The following is a 13,581-nucleotide window of genomic DNA, read 5'->3' as shown; positions in this document are numbered from 1 at the left end:
AAGAAAACTCAAATGACAGACAAGCATAAAACAACGGAAGGGTATATCTTCGACTATGGCGGGACGCTCGACACGGGCGGATGCCATTGGGGGCGGCGGATATGGCATGCCTACGAGCGTGCCGGCGTGCCGGTAGGCGAAGAACTGTTCCGCGAGGCATACGTATATGCCGAGCGTGAACTGGCGCGTAATCCCATCATACAGCCCGACTATACTTTTCGCAAGACACTCGCTGTGAAACTGCGGATAGAGATGGAGTATATATCCGATAGACAGCCAGGCTTCGACGCCATGCGATGGCAGGGAGCTGTGCTCGACATACTCTATGGACAGACAAAGGAAGAAACCGCGAAAAGCAAGGCCGTGCTCGTGAAGTTGAAAGAGCGTTATCCGATGGCGCTGGTCAGCAATTTCTACGGCAATATATCTACGGTGCTCGGGGAGTTCGGGCTTGACGGGCTGTTCGACAGTATCGTGGAATCGGCCGTGGTAGGCGTTCGCAAGCCCGACCATCGCATATTCACTCTCGGTGTGGAGGCCCTCGGAATGGAGCCCGGTAAGGTTACTGTGGTGGGCGACAGCTATGACAAAGATATAGTTCCGGCAAAGAGAGCGGGCTGCCGCACGGTATGGATGCGAGGCGAGGGATGGACGGACACAACTGAAAGTGACACGTCGGCGGCCGACGCGGTGATAACGGAATTGAAGGAAATATTATAATACTTAAAAATATTCGAAGTAATGGAACAAACTAATGTGAAGCCGGCTGACGGCAAATTAGGAATTATGGTTGTGGGCAACGGCGCCGTTGCCACTACATTTATGACGGGTGTTCTTATGGCACGCCGCGGACTGACAAAGCCCGTTGGCTCTATGACACAGTATGACAAGATACGTGTGGGCAAGGGCGACGACAAGAAATACCTGAGCTACGGCGAGATTGTGCCGATGGCGAAACTCGATGATATTGTGTTCGGAACATGGGATGTATATCCGCAGAATGCTTATCAGGCTGCGATGTATGCCGAGGTATTGAAAGAGAAAGACATCAATCCGGTGAAAGACGAGCTTGAGAAGATTGTGCCCATGAAAGCCGCTTTCGACAAGAATTACGCCAAGCGTCTCGACGGTGACAATGTTAAGGAATGCAAGGACCGCTGGGACATGAAGGAACAGCTGCGCGAGGACATCCGCAAGTTTAAGGCTGATAACGGCTGTTCGCGTATAGTCGTGCTTTGGGCCGCCTCTACCGAGATTTACGTTCCGGTATGCAAGGAGGTGCATTACAAGCTCGACGATCTCGTGGCTGCGATGAAGGCCGACGACCGTGAGCACGTGGCTCCGTCTATGTGCTATGCCATGGCCGCGCTCGAAGAAGGCGCCCCGTTCATAATGGGAGCTCCCAACACAACAGTGGATATTCCCGCAATGTGGGAACTGGCTGAAAAGACAAACATGCCTATTGCCGGAAAGGACTTCAAGACAGGCCAGACACTGGTGAAGAGCGGTTTCGCTCCTATCATAGGCACACGCTGCCTGGGCCTTAACGGATGGTTCTCAACGAATATTTTGGGCAATCGTGACGGTCTGGTACTCGACGAGCCGGCAAACTTCCGCACAAAAGAAGTGTCAAAGCTCTCTACGCTTGAAACAATTCTGAAGCCCGAGGCTCAGCCAGATCTTTACGGACACGGCAACGACGAGGACACACAATACTACCACAAGGTGCGTATCAACTACTATCCGCCTCGCAATGACAATAAAGAAGGATGGGACAATATCGACATTTTCGGATGGATGGGTTATCCGATGCAGATTAAGATCAACTTCCTCTGCCGTGACTCAATCCTTGCTGCACCTCTGTGTCTCGACCTCTGCCTGCTTAGCGACCTTGCGGCACGTGCCGGACGTCATGGCACACAGCGTTTCCTTAGCTTCTTCCTCAAATCTCCTCAGCATGATTATACGAAGGGCGAGGAGCCGGTCAACCACCTGTATCAGCAGTATACCATGCTGAAAAACGCCATACGCGAGATGGGAGGGTATGAAGCTGATGAGGAAATAGATTGATATAATTAAGGAATAAAAGGGGAAAGGAGTTAACGGAGTTAAGATTTTTACAGCATATCGCTCCGGTCGTGAGCAAGAGACAGCGCTCATGATTGAGCGGGCGACGAGCAATGGTGATGTTTATTTAATGACCGATTGGAAATAAATGTCTTAACTCTTTTAACTCCTTTTACTTTCCAAAATATGCCAGTGGAAATTTATCCGTTCTCTGACTGCAATATACTTAATGCCCGGTCATGGATCAGCCGAAATTCCATTTCAACTTTCTGAAAACAGAATGAGGATTATCCGGTTCTTGGTGGCAGTATATCTTACTTCCGGTGAGCGTGGCCGAGGGTAATTCCATTTTAAACCTTTAACTCCTATATGGCAATTCCTTAACTCCAATATAAATCATAAATAAGTAAAGAGATTTGGATAAAAACAGGACAACGTATTCGATAATGCTGTTTCTGCTGATGCTGGCAATGCCGTTGCGTGCCCAGATATCAGGTTATATAATAGACGAAGAGACAGGTGACAGTATACCGTATGCCAGTGTTATTTACAAAGGGCATAACGTTGCGGTGGCGTCAAACATCAACGGCCGGTATACCATCGCGCGGCACGAAGGCCGGGCACTGACATTCAGTGCGGTGGGATATGTACCGAAGACGGTGACTATAGGCGCGAACACGAAAAACACACTCGACATAAGACTGAAACAGGATAACCGGAGACTGAAAGAAGTGACGGTGAAAACAAAGCGTCGCAAATACAGCAGGAAAAACAATCCGGCCGTGGAACTGATGAAAAAGGTGATAGAGCGGAAGAAAAAGACAGACTTGTCGAACCGTGATTACTATCAGTACAACAACTATCAGAAGATAACTCTTGCATTTAACGATATAACGAAAGAACGTCTTGAATCGCCGACGTTCAAGAAAAAGACTTGGCTCAAAGATCAGGTTGAACTGTGCCGGTACAACAATAAAATGATATTGCCGATATCGGTGGATGAGACTGTGACGCAGAAGATATACCGGAAGCATCCGCACAGTGAGAAAAGCATAGTGAAAGGACAGAACTCAACGGGAATAAACGACTTGTTCCAGACGGGAGACATACTCACCACGACACTTAAAGACGTGTTTACCGACGTGAATATTTATGATGATCAAGTGCGGTTGTTGCAGTATCCGTTTACATCCCCGATAGGAAAAGGAGCAATATCGTTTTACCGTTATTATATAGAAGATACCGTATATGTGGATCGTGACAAATGTATTCATCTGCATTTCCTGCCAAATAACCAGCAGGATTTCGGTTTCCGTGGCGATATTTACATCATGGACGACTCATCGTATCAGGTAAAACGGTGTGAACTGACAATTCCAAAGCGCAGTGACGTGAACTTCGTTGAGAACTTGAAAGTGGAACAGGAGTTTACCATGCTGCCCGACAGTACATGGGTTTTGACGGTGGATGACATGATTGCGGAACTGAAAGTGGCTAACTTCCTGCAAAAAGCAATTGTAATACGTACAACGCGACTGAGCGATTACGCTTTCGATGACCTGCCGAAACAGTTGTTCAAGGGCAAGGCCAGAGAGGTGAAAGAGGCCGATGCCATGATGCGTGACGACTCTTTCTGGGATAAATACCGCCAGGTGCATCTCACAAAGAGCGAAAGCAAGATGGATGCTTTCGTGCATAATCTCGAACAGATAAAAGGTTTTAAGTACATAATATTCGGTGCCAAGGCCTTTATAGAGAATTTTGTGGAAACCGGTAATCCGAGTAAAGTGGACATAGGACCGATAAACACCATGCTCACGAGTAATTTCGTGGACGGTTTCCGTACGAGGATTACTGCCCAGACAACGGCGAAGCTTCATAAACAACTGTTCCTCAGCGGTTATTATGCGCACGGATGGGGAAGCCATAAGAACTACTACAAGGGCGAGTTTGTGTATTCTTTCAATAAGAAAGAGTATCTTCCGAGAGAGTTTCCCAAGCGGACACTTACCTTGATGTCCACATACGACGTATGTTCGCCTTCCGATAAGTTCATGCACACCGATAAGGACAACGTCTTTACATCGTTCAAATGGGCGAAAGTAGACAAGATGATGTTCTATAACAGGCAGCAGGTGACTTTCGAGCGCGAGGAAGACTGGGGTTTTAAGACTACGGTAGGACTGAAAACGGAAGAGAACGTGCCGTGCGGAGAGCTGTATTTCCGCCCGCTGTCGACTCTTGAAAACACTAAGATAAGAACAACCGAACTGCGTGCCGAACTGCGTTTCGCTCCCGGCGAGACGTTCATAAACACCAAACAGCGCCGTTTGAAAATCAATCTCGATGCGCCGGTGTTTACTGTCAGTCACACATTGGGTCTTAAAGACGTGCTGGGAGGTGACTATCGCTATAACTATACCGAGGCAAGCATATATAAACGTTTCTGGATGAACAGTTGGGGAAAGATAGATTGCTATGTGCGCGGAGGCATACAGTGGGACAAAGTGCCGTTCCCTTTGCTGTGTATGCCGGAGACCAACCTTTCATATATTATACAGGACTTCACTTTCCAGTTGGTAAACAACATGGAATTTCTTAATGACAGGTTTGTAAGCGCCGATATCGGATGGGATTTTAACGGCAAATTGTTCAACCGCATACCGCTGATAAAGAAATTGAAGTGGCGTGAGTATATTGGCGTTAAGTGTCTGTGGGGCAGCCTAAGCGATAAGAATAATCCATATTTGCCGCAGAATGCGGGCGACGCTACGTTGATGGAATTTCCCGGTGGAGCGTATATTATGAACTCCAAGACACCGTATGTGGAGATGGCTTTCGGTATTCACAATATCTTCAAGATAATACATGTGGAGTATGCCCGTCGTCTCAACTATCTGGATCTGCCCACGGCAACCAAGCACGGAGTGAGGTTCATGTTCCGTATGACTTTCTAAAATGCTTTTGCCATATCTCTTGAAATAAGAAAAAGAATCCTTGCCGCAACTATTTCTGGTGCTGTTGCGTCTATTATGGTAGAGTAATGGCAATAGACCGGAAAAGAAATAAAATAAGGAATAGATTATTATGAAGAGATTTTTATTATTGGCATTGACGGTGTTTGCCGTCTTTTCGGGAGTGTATGCGGAAGAAAACGATTGTATGGTGACGGCCGGGCCGGATGGTAAAAATGTGAAGACGGTATACAGAAAGGTGTCGAACTTCACGAAGATAGCGGTCAACGGTTATGTGACGGTGTATTACACTCAGGGGAGCAAGCGCTCGGTAAAAATTAAAGGGCCGTCTGAAAAGTTGAAGGATCTTGACTTGACTGTGAGCAACAACACACTGTCTGTCACTTTTAAAGGCAGTACTTCGATAAGATATTCGTTCAATATATCGGATATATTCGGCTCGTTGTCCGGTCAGGATAGTGGTGGCGACGGAATATATGTATACGTCACGTCTCCTGATCTTGTGGGTGTCAAAGTGTTTGGCAGCGGTGATTTCATCTGTCAGGGTAGGCTGGATACCGATAATATGTACATAGAGCTGAAAGGGTCGGGGGATATTAAATTCAAGGATATTATCTGCGACGGGATATCGACAAACCTGATTGGCAGCGGTGACATAAGCATAAAAAAACTGGATGCGCTTAATTCCAAGGTCGCTCTTACCGGCAGCGGGGATATTGATATATCCCAGAAGAACACAAAGCATACCGATGTGTTGTTGAAAGGTAGCGGAGATATAAGCATTTCGTTTGCCAATTGTGGCCGGTTGGAGAGCTCTTTGAAAGGCAGTGGCGACATAACGTTCAGCGGAACAGTGAGATCCATGAATAAAAAATCGCTTGGCAGCGGCGATTATCATATACGAAATCTGCGTGTGGCAAAGTGAATGGACATTGATTATATAAGCGCCGGCTTTTTATCATTGCATAAAAAGCCGGCGCTTTATTTTCTCCTTTCATTTATAATTAGTAATTTTGCCATGTATTTATAATGTACAGACAGAATGAAATATGCTGTAATAGCCGCGGGCGAGGGTAGCCGGTTGGCTGCCGAGGGTATAGATGTGCCCAAACCGCTGGTAAAAGTTGGCGGTGAGCATCTGATAGACAGACTGATCCGTGTGTTCATTGAGAATGAAGCGGAAGAAATAGTGGTGATATGCAATGACATAACAGCTCAAGTGAGCCTGCATCTTGTGAAGTTACAGGCTGACGGACTTCAAGGACAGCCGGTTCCGTTGCGTTTCGTGGTGAAGAGCACGCCCAGTTCGATGCACAGTTTTTATGAGATAAGCCGATATCTCGGAGACGGCCCTTTCTGCCTCACAACGGTGGATACCATATTCCGTGAGGACGAGTTCAAAGACTATATATCTGTGTTCCGCAAGTCATTGGAGGGCGGTGAGGCCGACGGTATGATGGGAGTGACCGATTTTATAGACGATGAAAAGCCACTGTATGTGGATACCGACGGGCAGATGAATATCACCGGCTTTCTTGACAAGTCTGATACATGTCGCTATATTTCCGGCGGAATATACGGGCTCACTCCCAAAACGATAGATACACTCAACGGATGTATGGGGCGTGGCGAGAGCAGGATGCGTAATTTCCAGCGTGCTCTCATTGCCGATGGCCACCGTTTGAAAGCCTATCGTTTCTCGAAAGTGCTCGATATAGATCATGCGTCAGATATAATCAAAGCCGAACAGTTTATCACAGATTAAATATTATGAGTAAGAAATTCAGCGAATTGCTCCGTGAGTCGTTCAAGTCGGATGATACCGAGGAGTGGCTCGACATACACTTCACAAGACCGATAGGCCTCGCTTTCGCATTGCTTTGGAAGCGTCTGCATGTCCATCCCAATACGGTTACGGTAATGTCGATGTTTCTCGGCGCAGCGGCGGGATACATGTTTTATTTCAGCGACCTGTGGCACAATATTGCAGGAATAATCCTTCTTATGTTCGCTAATTTTTGCGACTCGACAGACGGGCAGCTTGCCAGGCTAACCGGGCAGCGCACTCTGATAGGGCGAATGCTCGACGGCTTTTCAAGCGATGTATGGTTCACGGCCATTTATTTTGCCATCGTGTTCCGTATCTATGACCGAGACATCCCTTTCACCGATGTGCATTGGGGACTTTGGGGCTTTCTGATGTGCCTGATAGCGGGTGTGGTCTGCCATACAAGGCAGTGCGCACTGGCAGACTATTATCGCCAGATACACCTTTATTTCCTTCTCGGAAAGAAAGGTAGCGAGCTTGACGATTCCAAGACACAGCAGGACATACTCGACAGTCTGCCAGAGAAAGGCGCTTTCTGGGATCGGGCGTTCTATTTCAATTATCGGAATTACTGCCGGGGGCAGGAAAAGCGCACTCCCGAGTTTCAGGCTTTCTATAAGCATATAAAGGCGAAATATCCCAATGCAGAGGATATGCCTCAGGGGTTGCGTGCCGATTTCAGGAAAGGATCGCTCCCGTTGATGAAATATACCAATATGCTTACGTTCAACACGCGCGGCATCACACTATACATATCGTGCCTTCTCGACGTGCCATACGTGTATCCGCTTTTCGAGATCGTGGTCCTCACTGCCATGTGCGTGTATATGCACCGTTCGCATGAGGCTATGTGCCGCAGGCTTGACACCAAGTATTTCTCCTGAACGGATATTTTTTTCTGCCGGATAAGGAGTATGGAAAGAATGCTTGATATGGTATGACACGGTATAATTATACCGGGATAATAAAAATGCAACGGATGATGTACGGTAAAATAAAGACACGGGCGCAATCTGACGGGTTGCGTTTCGTGTCTTTTTTTTATTGTCTTTTGTTCCTCTTGACATTCTCGTTGCCGTCTGCCGCCATGCCTGCCGACTCTTTGAAGTGGTATGAGCGTGTGCAGCAACTCGATGAGATAATGGTGCGTTCTGATAAAAAAAAGTATTCGCGCAAGGCTAATCCGGCTGTAGAGCTGATGCGTAAGGTGATAGCAGCCCGCCGCGATACAAGACTGTCGGCTCACGACTACTATCATTACTGCAAGTACCGGAAGCTGACAATGGCGGTAAACGACATTTCGCATGATGACTTTGAGAAAGGGATGTTTGCCGGAATACCCGGTTTTTTCAGACAGGTGGAGCTATGCCCGCACAACAACAAGCTGATACTGCCGGTCGTGGTGACCGAGGCTTACACGCAGGAGACGTTCCGTAAGGATCCGCGTGACTCTAAGACAATAGTGCGCGGATACCGTTCCGAGGGCATAAACAAGGTATTCAGATCGGGCGGGCTGATAACGGCGGCTCTTGCCGATTTCTTTCCCGACATTGATATATACGACAACAGGATACGTCTGCTGCAACAATCGTTCACGTCTCCGATTGGCGATGATGCCTTGCGTTTTTATCGCTTTACCATTGTAGATACGCTGAGTGTGGGCACCGACCGTTGTGTCCGCCTGCGTTTCATGCCTGACAATATTCTGGATTTCGGATTTTGCGGTGACATTTATGTCATGGACGACTCTTCGTACAGAGTGCGCAGGTGCGAACTGTCGGTGCCTAAGCGTGGCGGCGTGAATTTTGTGGACGGGTTGCGCATACTCCAGGAGTTTGGTGCGGCACCAGGCGGAGAGTGGGTTATGACACTTGACGAGATGGTGGGAGAGTTTAAGATGTTCGACTTTCTGAAAAAGTGCATTGTCATACGCACCACACACATGGGTGGACACTATTTCGCTGCTCTTCCGGACAAGTTGTTCCGTGGCTTTGACAAAGAGCTGGTGGAGCGAGGGGCAGACCGTCGGGATGATAGTTTCTGGGACATGTATCGCCCGGTAGACCTCACTCCCGGTGAGCGGAACCTGCCCGAGTTTATGCGCAACGTGAAGATGATGGGACGCAATAATATCTTGCTGACAGCCTTACGCTCTATTGTCGAGAACTATGTTGAGGTCGGGGCGGGCGGCCGCGAGGCTCTGGTCGATATCGGACCTGTAAATGCCATTATTTCAAACAATAGCGTGGACGGTTTCCGCACACGGATAGGAGGGAAGACAACCGCCAACCTCAACCGGCATCTTTTCTTCAACGGATATTATGCCCATGGGTGGAAGAGCCGGGCAGACTATTATAAGGCCGAGCTTACATATTCGTTTCGCCCTAAGATATATACGCCCGAGGAAAGGCCGAAACGCAGTATTACCCTGACATCTGTGTATGATATATGCTTTCCTGGTGACAGAGGGGTGGCAGACCCGGAACATAATATGTTTACAGCCCTGACGTGGGGCGATACCGAACGAATGATGACATACAACCGGCAGCGGCTGACATTCGAGCGTGAGGAGACCTGGGGACTTACTTCTTCACTGATGATTACGGCGGAGGAGAACATGCCACGAGGCAAGCTGATGTTCACGGCTGCCACACAGTCCATAAGAACGACCGAGTTGAGGGCCGGTCTGCGCTTTGCTCCCGGGGAGCGTTTTGTGGCCACCAAGCGCGGACGTCGCAGGATAAACCGCGATGTGCCGGTGCTTACGCTTACTCATGCCGTGGGTATCGACGGATTTTTGGGCGGCGGTTATGACTATAATATTACCGAACTGATGTTCAGCAACCGTTTTTGGATGAAGAGCTGGGGCAAGGTCGATGTAAGACTGCATGCCGCGGCGCAGTGGAACAGCGTGCCGTTTCCGTTGCTTGTAATCCCATCGGCCAACCAGTCGTATATGCTGCGCGACGGTATGTTCAACCTGATGGACAATATGGAGTTTCTTTCCGATCGTTGTCTGTCTGCGGATATAACGTGGGATATAGGCGGAAAGATTTTCAACCGCGTTCCGTTTGTCAGGGATTTGCGGTGGCGTGAGTGTCTTGGCGTGAAAGCAATGTGGAGCAGTCTGACATCAAAGAATAATCCGTATGAAGCCGGATGCGGTACAGATGGAGCCCTCATGTCTTTTCCGGATGATGTCCATGTGATGTCAGGCAGTACGCCTTATGTAGAGATAATGGCGGGAGTGCATAATGTGTTCCGCTTTTTCGACATCGAGTATGTGCGCCGTCTTACATATCTCGGTCACCCGACAGCCAAAAGACAGGGCGTACGTTTCAGGTTTAAGTTGCAGTTTTGACATATCAAATAATTATACTATGCGAAAAATAAAGAACCCTTGGTTGTCGAAGCCCGGTTATCACTGCTTCGGTTGTTGTCCTGAAAATCCTCACGGAGTGGGCATGGAGTTTTTTGAGGATGGCGAAGACGTCGTTTGTTTCTGGCGGCCGAGCGCCCGATATCAAGGTTGGATTGACACGCTGCATGGCGGAATACAGGCCACGCTGATAGACGAGTGCGCGTCGTGGGTGGTGTTCCGCAAGTTGCAGACCACAGGAGTGACAAGTAATCTGAGCGTGAAATATCGTCGTCCGGTAATGACAACCGAACCTCAGATAACCATCCGTGCCCGTCTGCGCGAGATGAAGCGAAACGTGGCCTTTATCGGCGTGACGATAGAAAACTCGCGTGGCGAGCTGTGTGCCGAGGGAGAGGCTGTGTATTTCACTGCCACTCCGGATAAAGCGGCTGGTATGGGTTTCACGGAATGTGTCACCGAGGGCGACGAGTTGTTGTCGATGTGACGGTCAGATCTCGTCTTCCTCTTGCGAACTGGTGTCTAACTGTGTGTCTCGCGAGATTGTGACATCGCCCATTCTCGACACCTTCACGATCAACGGGATATACTCATCGGTCTGCGGCAGGCTGACACTGGCCGCAAACAGAAGGGACGAGCCTTCCACACGGTCGAACACGAGACCTTCGAGTATGCCAGACTTGCTGTATTCATCGCTGATGTGCTGTTCGAAAGAGGCTTTTGTGAAAGTCTTGTTGAAAAACGTGCTTCCGTCGGCTCTGTTTACGGTGAGTGATATGCTGTTGTCAACAAACTTCTGGCCGCTTTCGTCTTTCACCTTCGCCAGTTTGTCATCGGCCGTGCGTTTAATCTCGCATGTGTATACGTTTCCCAGCCATTCCACGTCTTTCGATTGCGTGTAGTCCTGCATTCTCACCGGTTCGGCTGTGGTTCTGCTCTCTTTCTTCGTCGTTATTATGTTCTCGTTTTTACTCTCTCCGCCGCAACTCATCAGTCCTGCTGTCAGCATTCCGGCGGCAATGGCGTTTAAAACTTTTTTCATCGCGTATGTCAATAGGTGTATTATTTTTTTTGTAAAGATGATGCGGATCGGGTGGAATAAAACTGGTTTCGATTTTCCTTGATACCGCATATCTTCTGCAAAGGTAATGAATTTTTTCCGATATTTCATGTTTTTTATCATGTCATCTGTATCTGGCAGACGCTCATGTAGTGGGCAATGTATATTAATGTGTATCGTTATGTTGCTTGCATTTTACGATGTTTTATAGTAAATTTGGTGTCGGAAATATTAAATTTAAATGTTGTTTTTATGATAAATGTTTACAATATATGCGGTTCGTCATCTACATTTGCAGGTCTGGAAATGTATATTTATGCATATTTGCGAACTATGATATTTGATAAATTCGGGACTGTCGTGGGTATATAATGATATATACGTGTTCCGGTTGAGGCACCATCATGCCTCATTGGAGTGCCGGAAGGCTCCCTGTCTATGGGCAGGGAGCCTTTTTTATGTCTTATTCGGCCATTTTTCGTCTTGCATTGGGATACTCGTTGGCTTGCGTTTAGCCGCTCGTTGCATTGCGTTTAGTATCCGAATGCATCCTGACGGGATACTTATTGCGGAATGACGGTATGCCGAACGCAAAACGACCGATGTGCAAACTGTACTCATCGGTCGTTTTGTCATTTTTCAAAGTCTTTTGTATCGCATTTCTCACTGATGTTGCATAAATATTCGGCGTCCGTCTAATTCATTGTCGTTATGATTTTTCTTTACGTTATCAAGCCTTTTCTTTACGTTATTATGTTTTCAGGCATATACGGACATATTGTTTTGTTGCCGGTGTGGTGTCTTTCGGGTTTGTTGTGTGGTCTTCCGGCATATTCTATGATATCGGTTTTTTGGCCGATGTCTCTCTTATGACTAATTTTTGGGGCACTTTCTCATGATATATTGTTTTATCTCCGGCTATGTTTCTCAGCAGCAGGCGGCATGCCGTCACTCCCATCTTGTGCGACCGGTCTTCTATTGCCGACATGCGGGGCGTGACGTATGCGGCATGCAGGTCATCGGTAAATCCTATCAGCGCCACGTCTTCAGGTATTCGCAGGCCGAGTTGTTTTATTGCGGTAAAGGCTGCGAAAGTTATTATGTCGTTGAAAGCGAGTATGGCATCTGGGCGGTCCGGTCGTTTCAGCAGTTCGATGGCCGATTGCAGGGCTATGTCGTAGTCAATCTTGTCGCATACCACCATGTTGCGGTCTATCGCTATTTTGCTTCCACGCAGCGCTTCGAGGTATCCGTGCTTGCGGCGTCGCACCATGTCAAGGTGGTTTGGTCCGCCGATAAACGCTATCCGCCGGCTGCCGGTGTCTATGAGATGTTGCGTGGCTTGTTGTGCGGCTTCGTCTCCGTTGGCCGTGACGGAAGAGAAACGATCTGTCAGGCATGTCCTGCCGAAGAACACGAGGGGTATTCTCATATCGGCGATTTCTTCGAAGTGGGAGTAGTCTGTGGTGCTCTGTGCCAGTCCGGCGATGATGCCTTCGACATGCAGTCCCACGAAATTGTCTATCACCCTCGCTTCTGTCTCGAAGTCTTCATGGCTGTTTGCGCTTATCACCGAATATCCTTTGCGTCGTGCCTCATCTTCAATCCCATCGAGCACCGCTGCATAGTAGTGTGTGACGAGATTGGGTACCACGACGCCAATGATTTTCGGAGCTTCCCGACGTAGGCTCTGGGCAAACGGATTGGGACGGTAGTTGAGTTCTTTGGCGAGGTTTTTAACTTTGTCCTGCATCTCTTTTCCTATTTCAGGGCAGTTTCTCAGCGCTCTGCTCACCGTGGCAATGCTCACTCCCAATTTTTTTGCCAGGTCTTTCTGCGATGTTCTACGCTTGTTGTCGGTCATAAAAACTTAAAGGTGAATAAGGGATATTCTTTATGCAAAGTTAAGCAAAATCAGAGTAATCCGCAAACGTTTACGTAGGATTTTTAGGTAAAAAAGATACAAATTTATTAAAATCTGCCTATCTTTGCATCAGAAATTCAGAATGAGTAATGAATAGTTGATAATAAGTTAGTTAGAAAACAGAGGATTAAGACTGTCGTGAGACACTCTTAATCCTTTTTTTATTTCATGGGGCTTATGCAGTCCATAGCCCGATATTTGGTCAGTCCGAAAACTCTGTGGGTATGTTAAATCTACCCTGTTGGTTTGCATAATCTAAAAATCGGTTTTTATAGTCAGGCACCGGTTTTCTTGGCACAAGCCGAAATTCCGGTGCATTTGTTAAAACAATGAGAATAGAGTGTTAAA

Annotated in this window: 10 protein-coding genes; 8 read left to right on the top strand and 2 right to left on the bottom strand. The window is 47.7% G+C overall.

Features of this window, described 5'->3' with window-relative positions:
- The first annotated feature begins 12 nt into the window (after nucleotides 1–12).
- The 8 genes from MoGM_RS06595 to MoGM_RS06560 all read left to right on the top strand — a co-directional run bounded on the left by MoGM_RS06595 (nucleotide 13) and on the right by MoGM_RS06560 (nucleotide 10,736).
- Nucleotides 13–720, top strand: a complete 708-nt coding sequence (locus tag MoGM_RS06595; protein WP_104369314.1) for an HAD family hydrolase — start codon at nucleotides 13–15, stop codon at nucleotides 718–720.
- Nucleotides 721–741: 21 nt separating this feature from the next.
- Nucleotides 742–2,070, top strand: a complete 1,329-nt coding sequence (locus tag MoGM_RS06590) for an inositol-3-phosphate synthase (protein ID WP_104369313.1) — start codon at nucleotides 742–744, stop codon at nucleotides 2,068–2,070.
- A gap of 443 nt (nucleotides 2,071–2,513) precedes the next feature.
- The gene (locus tag MoGM_RS06585; RefSeq protein ID WP_371410511.1) at nucleotides 2,514–5,024 is read left to right on the top strand and encodes a DUF5686 family protein; all 2,511 of its coding nucleotides are present in this window, start codon (nucleotides 2,514–2,516) and stop codon (nucleotides 5,022–5,024) included.
- Between the two features lie 130 nt (nucleotides 5,025–5,154).
- Nucleotides 5,155–5,967 carry a head GIN domain-containing protein gene (locus MoGM_RS06580; protein ID WP_104369312.1) on the top strand — a complete coding sequence of 271 codons (813 nt, stop codon included), beginning with the start codon at nucleotides 5,155–5,157 and terminating at the stop codon, nucleotides 5,965–5,967.
- A 117-nt stretch (nucleotides 5,968–6,084) separates the two neighbouring features.
- Nucleotides 6,085–6,807 carry a sugar phosphate nucleotidyltransferase gene (locus tag MoGM_RS06575; RefSeq protein ID WP_104369311.1) on the top strand — a complete coding sequence of 241 codons (723 nt, stop codon included), beginning with the start codon at nucleotides 6,085–6,087 and terminating at the stop codon, nucleotides 6,805–6,807.
- Between the two features lie 5 nt (nucleotides 6,808–6,812).
- Entirely contained in the window at nucleotides 6,813–7,754 is a 942-nt protein-coding gene (locus MoGM_RS06570; RefSeq protein WP_104369310.1) for a CDP-alcohol phosphatidyltransferase family protein, read from the top strand.
- 95 nt (nucleotides 7,755–7,849) lie between these two features.
- Nucleotides 7,850–10,231 carry a DUF5686 family protein gene (locus MoGM_RS06565; protein ID WP_146078674.1) on the top strand — a complete coding sequence of 794 codons (2,382 nt, stop codon included), beginning with the start codon at nucleotides 7,850–7,852 and terminating at the stop codon, nucleotides 10,229–10,231.
- A gap of 19 nt (nucleotides 10,232–10,250) precedes the next feature.
- Nucleotides 10,251–10,736 (top strand): PaaI family thioesterase, encoded by a 486-nt coding sequence (locus MoGM_RS06560; RefSeq protein WP_104369308.1) that lies wholly within the window; start codon nucleotides 10,251–10,253, stop codon nucleotides 10,734–10,736.
- 3 nt (nucleotides 10,737–10,739) lie between these two features.
- Here the strand turns inward: MoGM_RS06560 and MoGM_RS06555 are convergent, their stop codons facing one another.
- Both MoGM_RS06555 and MoGM_RS06550 read right to left on the bottom strand, forming a co-directional pair.
- A complete protein-coding gene (locus MoGM_RS06555) occupies nucleotides 10,740–11,291 on the bottom strand; it encodes a DUF4738 domain-containing protein (protein WP_104369364.1) in 552 nt (183 codons plus the stop codon).
- 853 nt (nucleotides 11,292–12,144) lie between these two features.
- The gene (locus MoGM_RS06550) at nucleotides 12,145–13,173 is read right to left on the bottom strand and encodes a LacI family DNA-binding transcriptional regulator (RefSeq protein WP_104369307.1); all 1,029 of its coding nucleotides are present in this window, start codon (nucleotides 13,171–13,173) and stop codon (nucleotides 12,145–12,147) included.
- Nucleotides 13,174–13,581 lie beyond the last annotated feature (408 nt).

Source organism: Prevotella sp. MGM1 (assembly GCF_002933775.1).
Classification (GTDB): domain Bacteria; phylum Bacteroidota; class Bacteroidia; order Bacteroidales; family Bacteroidaceae; genus Prevotella.
The sequence above is the reverse complement of the archived record's forward strand: the minus strand, read 5'-3'. Positions and strand labels throughout refer to the sequence as shown.